Source organism: Paraburkholderia sp. OAS925, from assembly GCF_040543975.1.
Classification (GTDB): Bacteria; Pseudomonadota; Gammaproteobacteria; order Burkholderiales; family Burkholderiaceae; genus Paraburkholderia; species Paraburkholderia graminis.
In genome coordinates, this window is sequence record NZ_JBEUNO010000001.1 from 1,391,562 (window position 1) to 1,412,621 (window position 21,060).

Consider the following 21,060-nt stretch of genomic DNA (forward strand, 5'->3'; position numbering starts at 1 on the left):
CGCGCCGATGAGCCGTCATCCAGGTTCCCTGCCCGCCGCATTGCACGCGATGACCGCGAAGCGCGCCGCCGCGATCTGGCTCGTGCTCGCGCTCGCCGCGCTGGTCGTGCTGATGGCGTCGCTCGCGTTGGGCAGCGTCTCGCTCGCGCCCGCGCGCTTGATCGAGGCGCTGTCGCCGCTGCATGCGTCGGCGTCCGCGTCCGGCTCTGCCAGCGCCTCCGACGATCTCGCCGGCGAAATCGTGCGCACGCTGCGCTTGCCGCGCGCATTGGCCGGTTTCGCGTGCGGCGCATTGCTCGCAATGGCCGGTGCGCTCTTGCAAGTGCTGTTGCGCAATCCGCTCGCGGAGCCCTACGTGTTGGGCGTATCGGGCGGGGCCGCGAGCTTCGCGCTGATCGCGATGATCGCCGGCAGCGCGTGGTGGCTCGTCGATGCGTCCGCGTTCGCAGGCGCATTCGTGTCGATTCTGCTCGTGCTCGGTCTCGCGCGCCGCGAGTTGTGGCGCGGCGAGCCGCAGGACACGTCGCCGCGTTTGCTGTTGACCGGCGCGGTCATCGCGGCGGGTTGGGGCGCGTTGATCACGTTGCTGCTGAACCTCGCGCCCGACAATCGTCTGCGCGGCATGCTGTTCTGGCTCACCGGCGACCTCAACGGCAATGCGATGCCGTGGACGGCGCTTGCGGCGCTCGTGGTCGTTGTAGTTGTCATCGTGCCGGTTGCGCCGCGTCTGAACGTGCTTTTGCGAGGCGACGCCGTCGCAGAAGCGCTCGGCGTGGCGGTGATGCCGCTGCGCTTGCGCGTCTATCTCGCGGCCTCGCTCGCGGCGGCCGCAGCGGTGACGACGGCGGGCACCATCGGCTTCGTCGGGCTCGTCGTGCCGCATGTGCTGCGGCTCGCGTTCGGCAACGACCAGCGCATGCTGCTGCCCGCCGCGGCGCTCGGCGGCGGCGTCGCGGTGATGGGCGCGGACCTGATCGCACGCCTCGTGATCGCGCCGGCGCAATTGCCGGTCGGCGTGATTACGTCGATCATCGGCGTGCCGGTGTTTCTGTGGATGCTGCTGCGCGCCCGCCGATGATGCACGCCTCCCATCACACCTCCAACCAGGCTCAGCCCGCGCTCAGCGCGCAACGCGTGACGTTGCGTGCGGGCGCACGCACCTTGCTCGACGCCTTCACGCATACGTTCTATCCCGGCGAGATCTGGTGCGTGGCTGGACCGAACGGCGCGGGCAAGACGACGCTTCTATCGACGTTAGCCGGCTTGAAGCAACCGTCGGCGGGACAGGTCGAACTCGACGGCGTGCCGCTTGCGCACTGGCAGGGTCAACAGCTTGCGCAACGTCGCGCGTTGATGCCGCAAAGCGCGCCCGACGCTTTCAGCGCAAGCGTGCTCGACATCGTCATGCTCAACCGCTTTCCGCATCTGACCGGCTGGGGCTGGGAGCGCGAGGCCGATCGCGAGGCGGCGCACGCCGCGCTCGATGTGCTCGGCCTCACCGAATTCGCCGCGCGCGACGTGCTGTCGCTCTCAGGCGGCGAACGTCAGCGTGTCTCGCTCGCCGGGGTGCTGTGCCAGCAAGCGCCGCTGTTGCTGCTCGATGAACCGCTGTCGCATCTGGACTTGCATCATCAGATAGAGTGCCTGGAAGCGCTAAGCGAATGGACACGCGAGCCGGGACGCACGGTTCTGTTTTCCTGTCACGACCTGAATCTCGCGCGCCGGTTTGCGACGCACGCGCTGCTTCTGGACGGCGCGGGCGCTGCCTATGCGGGTCCCGCCCACGATGTACTGACGCCCGCGTTGACGAGCCGCGTATTCGGCTATCCGCTGATACTGATCCGCGATGGCGAGCACGAAGCACTGATTCCCGCGCCGCGTTCACGTCATGAATCGTCTTCGGTTCATGACACATCGGCAAGCCGGTAGCCAGACCACAACATCATCTATCTTCACGAACTCATGACTTCCACGCCAGGCTTGTCCGCATTGTCCGAAGTTGAACCGCTCGATGAGACGTTGCGCGCCGAGCTTCAGCACATCATCGATACGAAGACGAAGCCGCCCGGCAGTCTCGGCCAGCTTGAAACGCTCGCGCGTCAGATGGGTTTGATCCAGCGCAGCACGCGTCCCAACGTACAGCGACCCGCGTTGATCGTCTTCGCCGGCGATCATGGCATTGCCGCCGAAGGCGTCAGCCCTTATCCGCAAGCGGTGACCGCGCAGATGGTCGCGAATTTTCTCGCGGGCGGCGCGGCGGTCAATGCGTTGAGCCGCGTGGCCGCCGTCGAACTCGAAGTCGTGAACGCCGGCATTGCAACACCGCTGCAGCACACAGACGGCCTCATCGACATTCCGATTGCAGCGGGCACGCGCAACTTCGCGCACGAACCGGCGATGACGCGTGACCAGGCGCTCGCCGCAATGCAGGCCGGCGCCGCGCGCGTGCGGCATCACGCGGCGCTCGGCAGCAATGTGATCGGCTTTGGCGAAATGGGCATTGCGAACACGTCGGCGGCGGCGTGTCTGATGAGCCGTTTGTGCGGCGTGCCGATCGACGAGTGCGTGGGCCGCGGCACCGGTCTCGACGACGCGGGGCTCGCGAAAAAGCGCAACGTGCTGGCCGCGGCGCTCGCGCATCACGGTGCCTCGCATGATCCGCACGATCGGCACAATCGGCACAATCCGCTCGATGTGCTCGCCACCTTCGGCGGCTTCGAAATCGCGATGATGGCGGGCGCCTATCTGGCGGCAGCGCAGGCGCGCATGACGATTCTGGTCGACGGCTTCATTGCGAGTTCGGCGCTGCTGGTTGCAAACGCCATTGCGCCGAACGTGCGCGAGTACTGCGTGTTCGCCCATGCGTCGAACGAAGCGGGGCACCGGCGTATGCTCGATCATTTCGGCGCCACGCCCTTGCTCGCGCTCGACATGCGGCTGCGGCGAAGGCACGGGTGCCGCGCTCGCCGTGCCGCTGCTGCGCGCGGCCTGCGCGTTCATCAACGAGATGGCGAGCTTCGAATCGGCCGGCGTCGCGAATCGCGAAGCCTGAGCGATCCTCGGCATGCTTTTCAAACCCATGCACGCGACGACGCACCCATGAACCCGCTGGCGGAATTGCGCTACTTCTTCACCGCGCTCGGCTATTTCACGCGCGTGCCCGTGCCGCGATGGGTCGGCTATGAACCGCATTATCTGAATGCGGCGGCGCGTTACTTTCCGCTCGTCGGCGCGCTGATCGGCGGCGTCGGCGCGCTCGTCTATCTCGCTGCGCTGCGTGTGTTTCCGGCGGGCGTCGCGGTGTTGCTGTCGATGGCGTCGACGTTGCTGGTTACCGGCGCATTTCACGAGGACGGTCTCGCCGATTGCGTCGATGCGTTCGGTGGCGCCTATGCGCGCGACGATGTTTTGCGCATCATGCATGACTCGCGCATCGGCGCATTTGGCGCAATCGCGCTGGTGATCGCGCTCGCGCTCAAGTGGCAGACGCTCGCCGCGTTGCCGCCGATGCGCGCCGCCAGTCTGATGATCGCGGCCCATGCGGCAAGCCGCGCATGCGCGATCAGCTATCTGGCGACGCTCGACTACGTGCGCGCGGAGGGCAAGGCAAAACCGGTCGCGCAACGCCTGAGTGGCATGGCGCTGCTGTGCGCGGCGGTGTTCGGATTGCCGTGGCTGCTGTGGCCCGATGGTCCGCACGGACTGCTCATGCCCGATTGGCGCTTTGCCGGCGCGACGCTTGCCGTGCTGCTAGTGCTGCGCTTTGCGATGGGCCGCTACTTCGTGCGGCGCATCGGCGGCTATACCGGCGATTGCCTCGGCTTCGCGCAGCAGATCTTTGAACTGAGCATCTATCTGGTGGGGCTCGCATGGACCTCGTTCTGATCCGTCACCCCGCAGTCGCGCTCGACGCGGGCGTGTGCTACGGCCACAGCGATGTGGCGCTCGCCGAGGCGGCTGATGTGTCGTCGGCCGCGCTTGCGCTCAGGCTTGCCGGTTTGCAGGTGCCCGCGCCGCGCGTCGTGATGTCGAGTCCGTTGACGCGCTGCTCGGCGCTCGCCGTCGAAATGGCCAACGATTTCGGCTGCGTGCTGAGCCACGACGACCGGCTGAAGGAAATGAATTTTGGCGCGTGGGAAGAGCGCCGCTGGGACTCGATCGATCGCGAATTGCTCGACGACTGGGCTTCGAACTTTGAACACGCGCGAGCGCATGGCGGCGAAAGCGTCGCGCAATTCGTCGTTCGAGTGCGTGCGTGGTTCGACGCGTACGCGCAAACGCGCGAGCTCTCGCCTGCGTATGTGGTCACGCATGCCGGCGTCATGCGCGCGATTGCGTCGCTGGCGCTCGACGTGCCGCTCGAACGCTGCTTGCGATGGTCGCTTGAAACCGGCGCCATCGTCTGGCTGCGCCGCGGCGGTGACGGCGAGCCGTGGTCGCTCGTGAAGTGGAATGCGTGAGCGCTTGGCGATGTTTGCTTGCTGATGCTTTGTTCACGCTTTGCCGCGCTTCCCGCATCGAGCGTTACTGCGCGTTCTGCTTTCTGCGCGAGCGCGCGAGTTCAAGGTCCTCGCACATCCGCGTCGCGCCCTGCACGATGCGCGGCGTGGGCCGATTGATCACATCACCGTCGATGGCGAACAGGTTGTCGTGCGCCACCGCCGATAGACGCGGCCACGCGCGCCATGCGCTCAATTGCGGCAACGCGGTGTCCGGTTTCGTCGCGCCGGGCGCGGCCGTGACGATCGCTTCGGGATTGGCGGCGAGCACGGCTTCCGTCGACACCGTGGGCACGAGCGGTTGAAGCGCCGCGAACACGTTGCGCCCGCCGCATAGCGCGATCACGTCGCTGACCATGTGTTCGCCGTTGAGCGTCATCAACGGTTGATCCCACACCTGATAGAACACACTCACAGCCGGCCGTTTCGCGTACTGCGCGCGCAGGTTCGCGATGTCGCGCCGATATGCGGCCGCGGCTGCATCCGCAGTGGACGAGGTGCCGAGCAACTGGCCGAGCTTCGTCAGCGAAACGGCAATATCGTCCAGGCGATGCGGCTCGCTGAAGAACAACGGTATGTGCAATTCGCGCAAACGGTCGAGCTGACGTTGCGCATTGCCGTGCCGCCACACCACGATCAGATCGGGCTTCAACGCGACGATGCGTTCGAGATCGAGCGACTTGTTATCGCCGACGCGCGGCAGTTGCTTTGCCTCGGGCGGATAGTCGCTGTACGACACCGCGCCCACGATTTTCGAGCCGCCGCCGGCCGCATACAAAAGTTCGGTGACGTGCGGCGCGACGCTGATCACGCGTTGCGCTGCGGCGGGCAGGGTAACGACGGCGCCGGTGTCGTCGGACACGGTGATGCTGGCCCGCGCCGGCAAGGTCGCGGCGATCAACGCGGCGGTGAGGGTGAGGCGGGCACGGCGCACTGATTGAGTCATCGGTTGAGAGATCGGGTTCGGTGGCGCGTCGGCATGGCAAAGCACCAGGAATCAGGCAGCGCCCGCAGCGTCAATCGTATCGATCGCCGCGCGCAGGCTCTCTTGCAGCCGCGCCCATTCCGCTTCGGTTGCAGGCAAGCCGAACCGCACGCTACCTGACGATGCAAAGAGCCGCGTCCACACGCCGCGCGTGGCCAATGCCTGATGCAAGGCCGCGGCGCGTGCGTCGTCGGTCCATGCGAAGAGCGGCGTGGCGCGCGTGCGAATGCCGTGGGCTTGCAACATGTCGACGAGACGTGCGCTGTCCGCGGCGAGCCGTGAGCGCATCTGCTGTTGCCACGCGCGGTCCGCGAACGCCGCTTTCACGGCATGACGCGCGGGGCCGCTGACCGTCCACGCGCCGAGCGTGCGGCGCAGGCTGTCGAGCAGCGCGGGCGCGGCGAGCACAAAACCGGCGCGCACGCCCGCGAGGCCGAAGAACTTGCCAGGCGAGCGCAACACGATCAACCCTTCGCGATTCGCGTGCGCTGCGAGCGAAGCGGCGGGCATCGTATCGGCGAACGCTTCGTCGACGAGTAGTGTGCCGCCGCGCGCGCTCAGTTGAGCATGCCAGGCAAGCAGCCTCGCAGCGCTCAAATGCTCGGCCGTCGGATTGTTCGGATTCACAACGATTGCATGCGTGAGCGTGTCGGGCAGCACGTCGCAGGAAATATCGAGCGACATGACGCGATGCCCGGCCCGCTCGAACGCGGGTGCGTATTCGCTGTACGTGAGCGCCGCGACGCCGGCTTGCGCGCGCGGCAGCAAGGCCGGCAGTGTGCGAATCGCCGCCTGGCTTCCCGCCACCGGCAACACGTGCGCCGCGTCGGGCGCGCCGTAGTAGCGCGCGGCGCAGGCGGCGAGATCGTCGCCATCGTCGGGCAGGCGGCGCCATGCGTCGGCGGGAACGGGCGGCACCGGATAGCCGTGCGGATTGATGCCCGTCGACAAATCCAGCCAGCCACTGATCGTACGGAATGCAATAGCGCTCGGCCGCTTCGTGCAGATTGCCGCCATGCACGATGAGCGCGCCAGCCGACGCATGAGAAGCCGTGTCGGGCGACGCGTCATGACGCATGCAGGATTCGGCGCTTCGCTCAGACATGCAGGGGCACGCTCAGCAAGGCCAGCACGATCAGCACCGCGAGCCACAGGATCACCGTGCGCTCGACCAGCATCAGCGCGGCCGTGATGTGAGCGGCCTTCGCGGGATGACCGAAGCCGAGCATCGGCCGATGTTCGAGCATGCCGTTATAAACCGCGGGACCGCCGATCAGCACATTCAGGCTGCCCGCGCCCGAGGCCATCACCGGGCCGGCGTTCGGACTGTCCCAGCGCGGCGCCTGCTCGCGCCAGCAGCGCCACGCGGTGCGCGTGTCGCCGAGCAGCGCGTAGCTCGCGGCGGTGAGGCGCGCGGGAATCCAGTTGAGCACGTCGTCGAGGCGCGCGGCGGCCCAGCCAAAGCGCAAATAGCGCGGCGTGCGATAACCCCACATGGCGTCGAGCGTGTTGGCGAGGCGAAAGCCGAGCGCGCCAGGGCCGCCCGCGATCGCGAACCAGAAGAGCGCGCCGAAAATCGCGTCGTTGCCGTTTTCCAGCGCCGATTCGACGGCGGCGCGCGATAGCGCGGCTTCGTCCGCATTGGCGGTTTCGCGCGAGACGATCCGCGCGGTCAGCAGGCGCGCCTCGCTGAGGTCGCGCTGCGCGAGCGCCCGCGCGATCGGTTCGATGTGATCGTGCAGGCTGCGCGCGCCGAGCGCGAACCACAGCAGCGCGACGTGCACGGCGCACGCCGCAAAAAACGGCAGCACCGCGACAAGCCACCAGGCGACCAGCACCGGCGGCAACACAGCCAGCGACCACGCGAGCAAGCCCTTGAGCCGCAAGCGCCGGCCACGGTTGTAGTGCGTTTCGAGGCGCGCCGCCCATTTGCCGAAGCCGACCAGCGGATGCGCGCCGCTCGGCTCGCCGATCCAACGGTCGACGGCCACGCCCGCGGTGGCGAGCGTCACGATGAGAGGAAGCGACAGCATCACGCGCCGCCCGCGGTTTTGAGCGACAGCGGCAGGCCGGCGACCATCATCGTGGCCTGCGTGGAGAGGGCCGCGATACGTTGATTGAGCCGCCCGAGTTCATCGACGTATAGACGCGTGGCCGCGCCGAGCGGCACGACGCCGAGACCAATTTCGTTGCTGACCGCGATGATCTTGCCGCGAGCGTTGGCGAGCGCGGCCTCGAGCGCTTCGATGCGGGCTTGAGTTTGAGCGGGCGGCAGCGCGTCGCCGTCGGCGGGACATAGCAGGTTGGCGAGCCACAGCGTCAGGCAGTCGATCAGCGTGCAATGCCCGGGCGCGTCCGCCTTCCACACCGCGCCCGCGAGGTCGACGTCCGCTTCGAGCAGGCGCCAGTGCGCGGGACGCCGCGCGCGATGATGCGCGATGCGCGCGCTGAATTCGGCGTCGCCGGTGACGCGCGCCGTCGCGATGTAGGTGACGGGCAGCGCGCTTTGACTGGCGAGCTGTTCCGCGTGCACGCTCTTGCCGGAGCGCGCGCCGCCGATGACGAAGGTGAGGTCGCGGGAAATCATCGCGTGATTGTACCGGCGTGCAGCGCGGGTCGGCGCGATGGGATAATGCGTTTCCCCACCGAATCCAACCTTCCCGTGAGCATTCATTCGATCCCGCATGACGCCGTCTTCATGCCGCGCGGCACGCTGATGATTCAGGGCACCACGTCCGATGCGGGCAAGAGCACGCTCGTCGCCGGCCTGTGCCGGCTCGCGCGGCGCGCGGGCGTGCGCGTCGCGCCGTTCAAGCCGCAGAACATGGCGCTGAACAGCGCGGTGACCGTCGACGGCGGCGAAATCGGGCGCGCGCAGGCGCTGCAGGCGGTGGCCGCCGGCATCGCCGCGCACACCGATCTGAACCCCGTGCTGCTCAAGCCGACGAGCGATCGCGGCGCGCAGGTGATCATCCACGGCAAGGCGCGCATGAATCTCGACGCCCGCGCGTATCACGACTACAAGCCGGTCGCGTTCGAGGCGGTGCTCGAGTCATATGCGCGGCTGCAAGCGGCCTACGACACGATCTTCGTCGAAGGCGCGGGCAGTCCGGCCGAGATCAATCTGCGCGATCGCGACATCGCCAACATGGGTTTTGCGGAAGCGGTCGACTGTCCGGTCGTGCTGGTGGCCGACATCGACCGGGGCGGGGTGTTCGCGCATCTCACGGGGACGCTCGCGTGCCTGTCGGCGAGCGAGCAGGCGCGCGTGCGCGGTTTCATCATCAACCGCTTTCGCGGCGATATCGGACTGCTGAAGCCGGGGCTCGACTGGCTCGAAGCGAAGACCGGCAAGCCGGTGCTCGGCGTGCTCCCGTATCTGCACGGCCTCACGCTCGACGCCGAGGACATGCTGCCGCCCGAGTTGCGCGCGGCGCAGCGCGGCGACGCCACGCGCACGTTGCGGGTCGTCGTGCCGGTGCTGCCGCATATCAGCAATCACACCGATTTCGACGCGCTGCGCGCGCATCCGCAGGTCGATTTTCATTACGTGCGAAGCGGCATGGCGCCGCCGCCCGCCGATCTGATCATTCTGCCGGGTTCGAAGAACGTGCCCGGCGATCTCGCGTTCCTGCGCGCGCAAGGCTGGGACGCGGTGCTCGAGCGGCACTTGCGCTATGGCGGCCGGGTGATCGGCATCTGCGGCGGCATGCAGATGCTGGGGCGCGAGGTGGCGGACCCGCATGGCGTGGAGGGCGCGCCGGGGACGTCGGCGGGGCTGGGCTGGCTCGATTACTCGACGGTGCTGACGCGCGAGAAGACGCTCAAGAATGTTAGCGGCCGCCTGGCGCTGCCTGGTTCGCCGGAAGTCGCGGGCTATGAGATACATATGGGCGAGACGCGCGGTCCTGCGCTCGACTCGCCGGCGCTGCGTCTCGGGCAAGCGGGCGAGTCGCGTCCCGACGGCGCGCTGTCCGTGGATGGCCAGATTCTCGCGACCTACGTGCACGGCCTGTTCGACACGCCGGCCGCGTGCGCGGCGCTCCTGGCGTGGGCCGGACTGAGCGATGCCGAGGCGATCGATTATCCGGCGTTGCGCGAAGCGTCGCTGGATCGGCTGGCCGACACGCTCGCGGAGCACCTGGATCTCGGGAAATTGATGGCTGCGATGGCTTGACGGCAGTTGCGCTTGAAAGGACGCGGCCGCCGATTGCATCGCGGCAGGAAATAATCAAAGCGAAAACGACGGTTTTTCGTGCGTGGTGGTTCGAATAGAGTGGCGGACATCGACCGGCTTCGTCCAGGCCGTCTCCCACCTCTCACGAAGGATCCCGACATGAACCCGAACCGCTCCGCCGATCTGGCGGCTTTGATCTTGCGCGTCACCCTCGGCGTGCTGTACCTCGCGCACAGCCTGCAAAAGATTTTCGTGTTCACCCTGCCCGGCACCGCGCAGTTCTTCGTCTCGCTCGGCTTGCCGGGATGGCTGGCTTACGTGACGACATTCGTCGAACTGATCGGCGGGATCGCGCTGTTGCTGGGCGTGCAGGTGCGCTGGGTCGCGCTCGTGCTGCTGCCGTTCATGCTCGGCGCAGTCTCCGCGCATTGGCACAACGGCTGGGGATTCGGCTCGCCGCACGGCGGCTGGGAATATCCGGCGTTCTGGGCGGTGACGCTCGTCGTGCAGTCGTTGCTCGGCAGTGGCGCGTTCGCGCTGGGCGGCGTGAAGGCGCCGCGGGCGGTGGTTGCCTGAGGTGCGGCGGGGCGTGGGCGGGGCCGCCTTTAGCCGGCGCCCCTTGAACCCATCCAGGCAGCATTTCAAAAAGCACGCACCGTCAGGTCGCGTGCTTTTTTGCATCGCAAGCGCGACAGTCGCGTGCCTGCTCCTTCTCCAACCCCTCAATACAACACGATCTGCGTGCAGCGAAACAACGCAATCGTCTTGCCGTTCGCATCGCTGACCGTCGCATCCCACACCTGCGTGCTGCGGCCGAGGTGCGCGCCTTTCGCCACCGCGCGGATGATGCCCTCTGTGGCCGTGCCGAGGAAGTTGCTTTTTAGCTCGACCGTCGTGAAATTGCGCGCCGTTTCCGGCAGATGCGCGAGGCACGCGTAGCCGCAGGCGGTGTCCGCGAGTCCGATCACCGTGGCCGCGTGCAGAAAGCCGTTCGGCGCGAGCAGTTCCTGGCGCACGGTCAACTCCGCGCTCAACATGCCTTGATCCAGCGACAGCACACGCACGCCCAGCAAGCCGGGCAGCTTGCCCTGCTGGCGTTCGTGCAGGCGTTCGACGGTGTATTCCGGACGGAGCTTGCTCATGGCGGTGGCTTCCTCGAAGGATGGATTCGCTGACGGACGACGCCGATTAGCCATTCGGGGGCTTCGGCCTCGCTGCATTTGTCGATATTATCAACGGCTGGATCGGCGCGCGGACTGAAGCCTGGGCAAATCGGCGCATTGGCACATCGGCGTGGCAGCAGTGCAGCAGGGCAAAATCCGACGCATACAGTTGAAGACACACAGCGGCAAACCGGCTGGCAGCGCCCAGCCTTCTTTCCGGGAGTATTCATGACGGTAATCGTGGTGGCGAATCCGAAGGGCGGCGTGGGCAAAAGCACGCTGTCGACGAATCTGGCCGGCTATTTCGCCGCAAACGGCGAGTGGGTGGCGCTCGCGGATCTGGACAAGCAGCAGTCGGCGCACGCGTGGCTGTCGTTGCGGCCCGACACGTTGCCCGCCATCGAAACGTGGGAAGTCAACCCGGAGACGCCCGCCAGGCCGCCGAAGGGGCTCGAGCACGCGATCGTCGACACGCCCGCCGGCCTGCACGGCAATCGCATGAACGTCGCGCTGGAACTGGCGGACAAGGTAATCGTGCCGCTGCAGCCATCCATGTTCGACATCCTCGCCACGCAGGATTTTCTGGAGCGCTTGGCCAAGGAGAAGGCCGTCAGGAAAGGCGCGATCGAGATCGGCGTGGTCGGCATGCGGGTGGACGCGCGCACGCGCTCGGCGGAGCAATTGCACCGTTTCGTCGAGGGATTGAAGCTGCCGGTGCTCGGCTATTTGCGCGACACGCAGAATTACGTGCAGCTCGCGGCGCACGGCCTGACGCTGTGGGACGTCGCGAAAAGCCGCGTGGAGAAGGACCTGGAGCAGTGGGAGCCGATCATCGAGTGGACGAACGGCGCCGCGAGGAAGGGTTGAGCGATTGCGGGGCTGGGCGGCGTGGCAATCTTAGGCCGGCCGACGCCGCCCGCGGCTTTCTCAGGTCCAGTTCTGCGTAGGCACGTGGTCGCGGCTACCCTTGACCTTGTTGTTTTCGTCGACGAAAACCAGGTCCGGCTTCCAGCCCGCCTTCAGTTCCGCTTCGTCGACCACGGCGAAGGCCGCGATGATCACGAGGTCGCCCAGTTGCGCGCGCCGCGCCGCCGAGCCGTTCAGCGAAATCATGCCGCTGCCGCGCTCGCCCTTGATCGCGTACGTCGAGAAACGCTCGCCGTTATTGATGTTCCAGATGTCGATCCGCTCGTTTTCCACGATATTCGCCGCTTCGAGCAGATCTTCGTCGATCGCGCACGAACCTTCGTAATGCAGCTCGCAATGCGTGACCGCGACGCGGTGAATCTTCGACTTCAGCATGTTGCGTTGCATGGCTAGTCAATCCCTTGTGACTCGTAGGCGCAGTGAAATCGCCTAAGGCAATTTCAGATTTCGAGGTTGTCGATAAGACGGGTCGACCCAAGCTTGGCGGCCGCCAGCACGACCAGTTCGGCGTTCGCGTCTTGCGGACCCGGCGGCAGCAGATTCGAGCGCTTGCGCACCGCGACGTAATCCGGTTGCCAGCCGCGCGCGCTCAGCGCGGCCATCGCCGCGCGCTCGAGCGCCGCGAAGTCGTGTTCGCCGGCGAGCACCGCGTCGCGCACGCGATTGAGCTCGGCCGCCAGCATCGGCGCCTCGGCGCGCTCGGCTGCCTGCAGAAAGCGGTTGCGCGAGCTGAGCGCGAGGCCGTCGGCATCGCGCACGGTTTCGGCGGCGATGATGTCGGTCGGCAGCGCGAACTGGTGGCACATGCGGCGCACGATCATCAACTGCTGATAGTCCTTCTTGCCGAACACCGCGACGCGCGGCTGCACGCACGACATCAGCTTCATCACGACGGTGCACACGCCCTGGAAAAAGCCCGGCCGGAATTCGCCCTCGAGGATGTCGCCCAGATCGTGCGGCGGATGCACGCGATACTCCTGCGGCTCGGGATACAGATCGCGCTCGGTCGGCGCGAACAGCACGTAGACGTTTTCCTTCTGCAGCTTCTCGATGTCGGCTTCGAGCGTGCGCGGATATTTGTCGAAATCCTCGTTCGGTCCGAACTGCAGACGATTGACGAAGATGCTCGCCACCACCGGATCGCCGTGCTGGCGCGCGAGGCGCATCAGCGACAGATGGCCCTCGTGCAGATTGCCCATGGTGGGCACGAAGGCCGTGCGATTCTGGCCGCGCAACTGGTCGCGCAATTCATGGATCGAGCTGATGACTTTCATGATCGGACAGGGATTCCTCGCGCGGCGCGAGACTGGGTTGACGCAACGGCCTGGCCGGTTGCGCGGCCCGCGGCCTCACTGGTAATGACAGGTTCGAAGCGCGGGATTGTAGTGGATTTGCCGGCGCGACGCACCGAAATGAGGCCTGATCGGCCACTCGAAATGGGGAGGTGCGGCGCCGCGGTTTCCATGCTGGCCCCGGCGGCGAATGACCTGGCTGGCGGCTCGGCGAATGACTTCGCTAACGGCCTGGCGAATGGCCGGCCTAACGGCCGCGCTTCCGCCCGAAAGCGACGCTCAGGCCGGCAAATAGGCGAGGCGCACATAGATCGGTGCGAACGGCTCCGCCTGGGTAATTTCGACGAGCGATTCCCGGCACAGTTCGAGCACCGCGATGAAGTTCACCACCACGACGGGCACGCCCTTGCCGGTATCGAACAGCTCGGCGAACTCCATGAAGCGTGCGCTTTGCAATTGCCGCAGGATCGAGCTCATGTGCTCGCGCACGGACAGTTCCTCGCGCGAAATCTTGTGATGCTGGACGAGCTTCGCGCGCTTGATGACGTCGGCCCACGCGGCGCGCAGGTCTTCGCTGTTCACGTCGGGAAAGCGCGGCGTGATGCTTTGCTCGATATAGACCTCGGCGCGCAGGAAGTCGCGCCCCAGTTGCGGCAACTGGTCGATGCGCTGCGCGGCGAGCTTCATCTGCTCGTATTCGAGCAGGCGCCGCACGAGTTCGGCGCGCGGGTCTTCGGCTTCCTCGCCGCTGTCCACCTTCTTGACGGGCAGCAGCATGCGCGACTTGATCTCGATCAGCATGGCCGCCATCAGCAGATATTCGGATGCGAGTTCGAGATTGGTCTGGCGCAACTGGTCGACGTAGCCGAGGTATTGCACCGTGACATCCGCCATCGGAATGTCGAGCACGTTGAAGTTCTGCTTGCGGATCAGGTAGAGCAACAGATCCAGCGGTCCCTCGAACGTTTCGAGAAACACCTCGAGCGCGTCCGGCGGGATGTACAGGTCGGTGGGCAGCTTGAAGAGCGGCTCGCCGTACAGGCGCGCGAAAGCAATGCCGTCGACGGTGTCCGGCGTCGAATCGGTGGCGGGCGCGGCAAGCGCGGCGTCGGACGAATCCGGCGGCGCGCCGTGTGCCTCGTCGGCGTGACTCATCGGTTGCGCCGGGCGCTTAGAAGTTCTGATAGTACTGGTAAGGCGTCTGTTCGACGCGCGAAGCCTTCTGCTCGGCGCGCTCTTCCAGGTCGATCGGCTGCTTGTCCCACAAGAGCGCCCGGCCGCGGCGCTGCTCGGCTTCCAGCGTGGGCTTCTGCTCCTTGAGCTGATTGAGGAACTGGGTGATGTCCGACTGATACATGGCTCGACGTCCGTGGTTGGGGAAACGGCGGCTTCGCTGGTCTTCGTGCGGATGCCGCATCTATTTCGCAATTTTAGCGCATGCGCCGCGCGCGGTCGAAAAACCCCGTCGACGGCGCACGCATCGTGGCCGATGTTGCGCGCTGCATGCGTGGCTGGAACCGCGCGCCGTATGACGCGTCAAAGGCGGGCGCGTCCGCCTCGCTGGATGCGTCTGCGGCGGGATCGGCAGCGCGTTCGAGCTTGTGTTCGAGCGTGCGTTTAGAGATAGCGCGCTTCCGCCGATGTGGTCAAATAGCGAGCTTCGGCGGCACTGCGCGCCCGAACGAAAAATTCATCAACCATGGCCGGAGGTCCTGCTTGGCGGGGTGTGCGATCGAAAAGCCGCTAGAGCGGCGCGGTGAACGCGGCGCGCGGGGCGCAGCGCAGCGGCGCGCGTTAGCCGGCAACGCGGCGCTGCGGCGCTGGCTGCGCGCGTGGCTTGCCGCCGCCGTGCTGCTGCTGACGCTCGCCGGCGGGCCCGCTTACGCGGCGCGCGCGGCGGCGAGCTACAAGGTCGACGTGGAAGCCTCGCCGCGCTCGCTGCGCAAACTCCTCGAAGAGCATCTGGATATTGCGCGCTTCGCGAAGCGTCCCGACATCAGCGAGGATCAGTTCGAATTTCTGATCACCGCGACGCCGCAGCAAGTACGCGATCTGGCCGCGACGCAGGGCTATTTCACGCCGATTGTGCGCACCGACGTGCGCACGGTCGACAACGCGAAGCGCGTCACCGTGAGCGTCGATCCAGGCCCGCAAACCACCATCAGTTCGATCTCGCTGTCGTTTCGCGGCCCGGTGCTGACCGAGGACCCGGAGCAGGAAAACACCGCGCGCTTCGCGTTTTCGCTGCACGAAGGCGATCCGTTTTCGCAGGGCGACTGGGACGACGCGAAGAACGCATCGCTAAAGGCGTTGCAGGCGCGCCGCTATCTCGGCGCGAAGATTTACCACTCGGAGGCGCGCGTCGATCCGCGCACGCACGAGGCCAAGCTCTCCGTCGCCTATGAAAGCGGGCCGACCTTCACGATGGGCAAGCTCGACGTGTCGGGCACGCGGCGCTATCCGGAGCAGATCGTCGACAACGTCAATCCGATTTCGGTCGGCGATATTTACGACGTCCAGCGCATCACCGAATTGCAGCGGCAGTTGCAGAACACGCCGTACTACGCGAGCGTCGCGATCGACGTGGACAGCGACCCGGCCAAGCCCGCCGAAACGCCGCTGCATGTGAAGGTGTCGGAATATCCGTACAACAGTATTCGCGGCGGCGTCGGCTATTCGACCGATAACGGCGCGCTCGTGCAGGGCGCGTACTCGTATCTGAATACGTTCGGCAAGGCGTGGCCGTTCACCATCGACGGCCGGGTCGATCAAGTGCAGCAATACGGCCAGATCCAGCTTGCGATGCCGCCGGGCCCGCGCGCATGGACCAATAGCGTGCTCGCTTCCTACACGACGACAGATGTTTCCGACACGCGCATCTACAGTATCCGCGGCGGTGTGCAGCGCACGCGCACGTCGCAATTCATCGACTACAACTACGCGATCCTGTTCTACCAGGATCGGCTCGATCAGAACGTCGGGCCGCCGACCACGAGCCGCGCGCTGGTGCCGACCTGGTCGTGGACCCGGCGCAATACCGACGACCCGCTGTTTCCGCGCAAAGGCAATCTGATCCACGTCGAGGCCGGTTTCGCGGTGAAGGGCGTGCTGACCGACCAGACGTTTATCCGCGGCTACGCGCGCGGCCAGCAGTACCTGCCGATCGGCAAGCAGGACCTCGTGGTATTTCGCGCGGAACTGGGCGGCGTGTTCACGAGCGGCAGTTCGAGCGGCATTCCGGCCTCGCTGCTGTTTCGCGCGGGCGGCTCGAATTCGGTGCGTGGCTATAGTTACCAGAGCATCGGTAACAACGTTCAGGGTTCCGTGCTGCCGACCAAATATCTGCTGACGGGGTCGGCGGAATATCAGCACTGGTTCACGCACGACTGGGGCGCGGCCGCGTTCTTCGACGTCGGCACCGCCACCGACACCTGGGGCGAAAGAGTGTTTTATCCGGGCGTGGGCGTCGGCGCGCGCTGGCGCAGCCCGGTCGGCCCCGTCAACGTCGACGTGGCCTACGGCATCCGCAACCGAAGCGTGCGGCCTTATCTGACGCTTGGGATCGCCTTCTGATGGAAACCTCCTTTTACCCGAACCGCGCATGACCACGGACGTTTCCGCCCAACCTCCCGCGCCGCCGCCCGGCAACGAGCCGGCCGGCGCCGCCGGACAACCCGGCGCGCCGCAGCCGCCTCGGAAGCGCCGCGGCGCTGGCCGTCTACTGCTGAAGACGCTCGGCTGGACCGTCGCGGTGCTGGTGTTGCTGCTCGTTCTGGCGCTGGGTCTCGTGTACGGCGCGCTCACCACCGAGCGCGGCACCGCGTACGCGTGGCAGGCGGCGGTCCGGCTGCTGGGCGGCAAGCTGAGCGGCACGCTCGAAGGCGGCGCGCTGGCCAACGGCGTGCGGCTGCGCGCAGTGCGCTGGCGAGCGCTGGACGGCAGCGGCACCGACATTCAGATCGACCGCGTGTCGGGCCGCTGGGGGCTGACGCGCGAACCGTGGCGCTTCACGATCGACTATCTGCATGTCGGCACCATCGACGCGCGCATCGGCGCATCGTCGCCGAGCAGCAATGAACCGCTGAAGCTGCCGCAGGACCTGCGCTTGCCGATGCAGCTCGAGATCCGCGATGTGCAAGTGGACAGCCTGCTGCTGCGCCAGGGCACGTCGACGAGCGAGTTTTCGCACTTCGCTTTTCATGGCCGCAGCGACGGACGTCATCACGAGGCCGCGGTCGAGCGCCTGGATACGCCGTTCGGCGGGGTGACGGCGTCGGCGAGACTGGACGGCGTCAAACCGTTTCCGCTGACGGGCGATGTCGGTTACTCGGGCAAGGTCAACGACGAGGCGGTGCAGGTGGGCGGGCATCTGAGCGGGTCGCTGGAGAATGTGCTCGCCGAACTCGACGCAAGCGGGATGAAGCTCGCCGGGCACGCGCAAATCGAAGCCACGCCGTTCGCCGAGGTGCCGCTCAAGCGCGCGACGCTGACGTTCGATCACGTCAATCCGCAGGCGTTCGCGCCGGGCGCGCCGCTCGCCGATCTGGCCGTGAGGGCGGAGTTGCAGCCGGTGGGGGCGGAGGCGGGCGCGAGCGGCGCAAACGGCGCGAGCAGTGTGAACGGCGCGACCAGCGGCAAGGGCGCGACAAGCGGAAAGGCCGGCGACAGCGCGAACAGCGCAACCAGCGCAAACAGCGCAAACAGCGGAGCGGGCCGTGACGGCGCTGTGCATGCCCCAGGCTCCCCCCATCGCCCAAGCGCCAGCAAAACGCCGAGCCCGTTCGCCGTCGCGGGCCATATCTCGATCGTCAACGCGCGTCCCGGCGCGATCGATCAGAACCTGCTGCCGCTCATCGACGCCAACGCCGACGTGCGCCTCGACGCCGACGCGCAGCGCATCTCGAACCTCGCCGTCCGGCTCGTGAAGAACGCGACGCTCACAGGCGGCGGCGCGCTCACCGGCAAGCGCGGGCAGTTCGACCTGCAGGTCGCCGGCCTCGACCTCAACGCACTCCAGGCGACCGTGCGGCCGACGCAGCTTTCCGGGCCCATCGCCATCCGTCTGAATGACGACATTCAGAGCGTGACGCTCGATCTCGCCGACCCGAAAGCGGCGTTGCGGGCGCAAGGCAAGCTCACGATGGACCCGGCGCGGCTCAGCTTCAACGACGTGCGCATCACGTCGGGCAAGGGCCGCATCGAACTGTCCGGCGCGCTCAAGCACGACGCCAATTCCAGCTACAACCTGAAAGCGCAACTGACCGACTTCGACCCGTTGACGCTGACCTCGCAGATGCCGTCGCGCACGCCGGTCGCCGCGTCCTCTGGACCGCAGCGCGCAGCCAAAGGCAAGCGGGCCGCTGAAGCTTCCAGCGAAGCTGCCGCACAAGCCGGCAGCACGGCTGGCGCAAAAAGCGCGGCTCCGGCCGACAAGGCGGCTGCCGCCGTGAAGAACACCGGCAAGGCCGTCGTCAAAAGTGAGGTCATGCAGCGCAAGACGTCCGCGCCGAAACGGGCCGCGCCGCCCGCGCGCAAGATCGAGGCGAAGGTCAACGGCACCTTGTCCGCGACCGGCGTCCTGGCTCCGGGCTTCACCACCAAGGCCGAATTCAAACTGGGCCCGAGCGTCTACGACGGCCTGCCGCTGACGGGCGGCGGCACGATCCAACTGGCCGGCTCGCGAATCCTGCCGAGCCGCGCGAACCTGTCGGTGGCGGGCAATCAGGTGGACTTGCAAGGCAGCTTCGGCGCGCGCGGCGACCGCTTGCGTTTTCATATCGACGCGCCCGCGCTCGAGCGCCTCGGCTTCGGCCTCGCCGGAATGATTGCCGCCGACGGCGATCTCACCGGCTCGTTCGACCATCCGAACGTCGTGCTGAACTACAAGGCCGACAGCGTCGTGTTGAGCAGCAACCGCATCGGCCACGCGGAAGGCCACGCCGAAGTGCGCGACGGCGCGAACGGCGCGCTCGTCTTCACGACGGATGCGCGCAACGTGAGCGCCGGCGGCGTCGATCTCGCCACGCTCACCGCGCGCCTGACCGGCACGCGCGCCAATCATTCGCTCGAAGCAGCCGCGACCGGCAAGCTGCAGGATCGGCCGCTCGATCTGACGCTCGCGGCCAACGGCAAGCTCACCGAAGCACGCGACGGCACGCGCTGGGACGGCACCGTGACGCGTCTGCAAAACCGCGGCACGCCCGCGTTGAATCTCGAGTCGCCGCTTGCCGTGAGCGCCGGGCCGCGCCACCTCACGCTCGGCGCGACGCGGCTCACGCTCGAAGGCGCGGTGCTGAGCCTGAAGTCGTTCGCGTTCGATCACGGCCGCGCGCAATCGGCGGGCACGCTGACCGGCATTTCGCTCGCGCGTCTGCAGGACTTGCGGCGCGAGATCACCGGCGCGCCGCCGGCGGTGAGGACCGATCTGATCTTCGACGGCGACTGGGACTTCGCGCTCGGCAGCACCGCAAGCGGCCATATCCAACTGAAGCGCCGCAGCGGCGACGTCACGGTTGAAATCGGCCGCGGGCTGGCATCGCTCGGCATTACCGATATGGCCGCGCGCGCCGAGTTCAGCGGCGGCAATCGTCTGAATGCCACGCTGCACGCGCAGGCGAGCCGCATCGGCGTGATCGACGCGGATGCGCACACCACGCTCGTCGCGCGCGACGGCTTCTTGACCGTCGACGAAGAGAGCGCGCTCAGCGGCAATGTGAGCGCCAATGTGCCGTCGCTGAAAACCACCGGCGGGCTGTTCGGCCCGAGTTATCTGCTCGACGGCCATCTCGCGCTGAAGCTCGCGCTCGGCGGCACGGTGGCCAAGCCCAATCTGACCGGCTCGCTGCTCGGCGACGAGTTGTCGGCCACGCTCGTCGATCAGGGTGTGCAGTTGAAGGACGGCATTGTGCGGATCGCGCTGTCGCACAATCTCGTGGACTTCCAGCAGGTCGAGTTCCACGGCGCGAGCGGCACCCTGCGGGCCACGGGCCGGGTGCGCCTCGACGGCGCGGAGCCGGATCTGACGGCGAGCATCGTCGCCGACAAACTGGAGTTGTTTGCCGCGCCGGACCGCAATCTGTCGCTGACGGGCAGCGCGACCGTCGCGAACGCGGGTGCGCAGGGCGGCATGGCGATCAACGGCAAGTTTGTCGTCGATCACGCGCTGTTCGACATGCCGGAGCAGTCGGCGCCCAAACTCGGCGACGACGTGGTCGTGGTGCGCCCGGACGGCACCGTGGCCGGCGAGCGGCCGCGGCCGGTGCCCGGCAGCAACAAGCCGATCGGGCCGTTCGCGCCGCGCGCGAACATCGACATCAGTCTCGGCAACAGCTTCCGTTTTCGCGGACAAGGCGCGGATCTTGGTTTGACCGGCACCATCACCGCGATGAGCGCGCCGAATCTGCCGCTGCGCGCGGTCGGCAACGTCCGCGTGACGCCGGGCTCAACCTATACCGCGTTCGGCCGCAAGCTCAACATCGAAAACGGCTTCTTCACGTTCAACGGACCGGTGGCGAATCCGGGCCTCAACATTCTGGCCATGCGCCGCAATCAGCAGGTCGAGGCGGGCGTGCAGGTGACGGGCACAGTTCAGTTCCCGGTCGCGAAGCTCGTGTCCGAGCCGAACGTGCCGGACAACGAAAAGCTCTCGTGGCTGCTGTTCGGCCACGGTACGGACCAGGGCAATAACCTCGGCCAGCAGAGCACGATGACGACGGCGCTCGCGTTGCTCGGCAGCGCGAGCGGCAAGCGGATTGCGCAGACCTTCGGGCTCGACGAGTTTTCGATTGGACACAGCGAAGTGGGGCTCACCGATCCGCAGGTGGTGATGGTGTCGAAGGCGATCAACGAATGGCTCGTGATCGGCTATGAGCAGGGCTTGCAGTCGGCGAGCAACGCGATCAAGGCGACGGTCAATCTGACGCGCTACTGGTCGGTCGCGGCTTATGGCGGCACGTTCGACGGACTCACGTTGCTCTACACGCGGCGCTACGACCGGATCAAGTGGTGACTTTTTCGC

The 21,060-nt window shown here is 66.8% G+C and carries 17 protein-coding genes and 2 pseudogenes; 10 read left to right on the plus strand and 9 right to left on the minus strand.

Going from position 1 to position 21,060, the window contains the following annotated elements:
- The first annotated feature begins 7 nt into the window (after positions 1-7).
- The 5 genes and pseudogenes from ABIE53_RS06045 to cobC all read left to right on the plus strand — a co-directional run bounded on the left by ABIE53_RS06045 (position 8) and on the right by cobC (position 4,460).
- A complete protein-coding gene (locus ABIE53_RS06045; RefSeq protein ID WP_107707206.1) occupies positions 8-1,078 on the plus strand; it encodes a FecCD family ABC transporter permease in 1,071 nt (356 codons plus the stop codon).
- Entirely contained in the window at positions 1,075-1,929 is an 855-nt protein-coding gene (locus tag ABIE53_RS06050) for an ABC transporter ATP-binding protein (protein WP_107707360.1), read from the plus strand. Before ABIE53_RS06045 ends, ABIE53_RS06050 begins: the two co-directional genes overlap by 4 nt.
- Before the next feature lie 33 nt (positions 1,930-1,962).
- Positions 1,963-3,052, plus strand: a pseudogene (gene cobT, locus ABIE53_RS06055) (nicotinate-nucleotide--dimethylbenzimidazole phosphoribosyltransferase).
- Positions 3,053-3,099: 47 nt separating this feature from the next.
- Complete coding sequence (locus tag ABIE53_RS06060) at positions 3,100-3,885, plus strand: adenosylcobinamide-GDP ribazoletransferase (RefSeq protein ID WP_107707204.1); 786 nt, start codon at positions 3,100-3,102, stop codon at positions 3,883-3,885.
- On the plus strand, positions 3,870-4,460 hold the full coding sequence (gene cobC / locus ABIE53_RS06065; RefSeq protein ID WP_107707203.1) for an alpha-ribazole phosphatase: 591 nt from the start codon (positions 3,870-3,872) through the stop codon (positions 4,458-4,460). The genes ABIE53_RS06060 and cobC overlap by 16 nt, the downstream gene beginning before the upstream one ends.
- A gap of 64 nt (positions 4,461-4,524) precedes the next feature.
- Here the strand turns inward: cobC and ABIE53_RS06070 are convergent, their stop codons facing one another.
- From ABIE53_RS06070 to cobU, 4 genes and pseudogenes are all read right to left on the minus strand, one after another.
- Entirely contained in the window at positions 4,525-5,445 is a 921-nt protein-coding gene (locus ABIE53_RS06070; RefSeq protein WP_192700154.1) for a cobalamin-binding protein, read from the minus strand.
- A gap of 51 nt (positions 5,446-5,496) precedes the next feature.
- Positions 5,497-6,562 (minus strand): annotated as a pseudogene (gene cobD, locus ABIE53_RS06075) (threonine-phosphate decarboxylase CobD).
- 19 nt (positions 6,563-6,581) lie between these two features.
- Complete coding sequence (cbiB, locus tag ABIE53_RS06080; RefSeq protein ID WP_107707201.1) at positions 6,582-7,517, minus strand: adenosylcobinamide-phosphate synthase CbiB; 936 nt, start codon at positions 7,515-7,517, stop codon at positions 6,582-6,584.
- Positions 7,517-8,071 (minus strand): bifunctional adenosylcobinamide kinase/adenosylcobinamide-phosphate guanylyltransferase, encoded by a 555-nt coding sequence (gene cobU, locus ABIE53_RS06085; RefSeq protein WP_029971126.1) that lies wholly within the window; start codon positions 8,069-8,071, stop codon positions 7,517-7,519. Before cobU ends, cbiB begins: the two co-directional genes overlap by 1 nt.
- A 45-nt stretch (positions 8,072-8,116) precedes the next feature.
- On the opposite strand from cobU, the gene ABIE53_RS06090 reads away from it, so the two are divergent.
- Positions 8,117-9,661, plus strand: coding sequence for a cobyric acid synthase (locus ABIE53_RS06090; protein ID WP_374710222.1), 1,545 nt, complete (start codon positions 8,117-8,119; stop codon positions 9,659-9,661).
- A 159-nt stretch (positions 9,662-9,820) separates the two neighbouring features.
- Positions 9,821-10,237 (plus strand): DoxX family protein, encoded by a 417-nt coding sequence (locus ABIE53_RS06095; RefSeq protein WP_107707200.1) that lies wholly within the window; start codon positions 9,821-9,823, stop codon positions 10,235-10,237.
- Positions 10,238-10,383: 146 nt separating this feature from the next.
- Here ABIE53_RS06095 and ABIE53_RS06100 read toward each other — a convergent pair whose 3' ends face one another.
- Positions 10,384-10,803: a PaaI family thioesterase gene (locus ABIE53_RS06100; protein WP_107707199.1), complete on the minus strand. Its 420-nt coding sequence runs from the start codon at positions 10,801-10,803 to the stop codon at positions 10,384-10,386.
- A gap of 249 nt (positions 10,804-11,052) precedes the next feature.
- On the opposite strand from ABIE53_RS06100, the gene ABIE53_RS06105 reads away from it, so the two are divergent.
- On the plus strand, positions 11,053-11,691 hold the full coding sequence (locus tag ABIE53_RS06105; protein WP_107707198.1) for a ParA family protein: 639 nt from the start codon (positions 11,053-11,055) through the stop codon (positions 11,689-11,691).
- Between the two features lie 60 nt (positions 11,692-11,751).
- Here ABIE53_RS06105 and panD read toward each other — a convergent pair whose 3' ends face one another.
- From panD to ABIE53_RS06125, 4 genes are all read right to left on the minus strand, one after another.
- On the minus strand, positions 11,752-12,138 hold the full coding sequence (panD, locus tag ABIE53_RS06110; RefSeq protein ID WP_053857680.1) for an aspartate 1-decarboxylase: 387 nt from the start codon (positions 12,136-12,138) through the stop codon (positions 11,752-11,754).
- Between the two features lie 53 nt (positions 12,139-12,191).
- A complete protein-coding gene (panC, locus tag ABIE53_RS06115; RefSeq protein ID WP_006048526.1) occupies positions 12,192-13,025 on the minus strand; it encodes a pantoate--beta-alanine ligase in 834 nt (277 codons plus the stop codon).
- A gap of 297 nt (positions 13,026-13,322) precedes the next feature.
- Positions 13,323-14,198 carry a segregation and condensation protein A gene (locus tag ABIE53_RS06120; RefSeq protein ID WP_029971130.1) on the minus strand — a complete coding sequence of 292 codons (876 nt, stop codon included), beginning with the start codon at positions 14,196-14,198 and terminating at the stop codon, positions 13,323-13,325.
- Between the two features lie 16 nt (positions 14,199-14,214).
- Positions 14,215-14,400: a DUF3460 family protein gene (locus ABIE53_RS06125; protein ID WP_029971131.1), complete on the minus strand. Its 186-nt coding sequence runs from the start codon at positions 14,398-14,400 to the stop codon at positions 14,215-14,217.
- A gap of 359 nt (positions 14,401-14,759) precedes the next feature.
- On the opposite strand from ABIE53_RS06125, the gene ABIE53_RS06130 reads away from it, so the two are divergent.
- Positions 14,760-16,616, plus strand: a complete 1,857-nt coding sequence (locus tag ABIE53_RS06130; protein WP_029971132.1) for an autotransporter assembly complex protein TamA — start codon at positions 14,760-14,762, stop codon at positions 16,614-16,616.
- Positions 16,617-16,644: 28 nt separating this feature from the next.
- Positions 16,645-21,051 (plus strand): translocation/assembly module TamB domain-containing protein, encoded by a 4,407-nt coding sequence (locus tag ABIE53_RS06135; RefSeq protein ID WP_192700155.1) that lies wholly within the window; start codon positions 16,645-16,647, stop codon positions 21,049-21,051.
- The last annotated feature ends 9 nt before the right edge of the window (positions 21,052-21,060 follow it).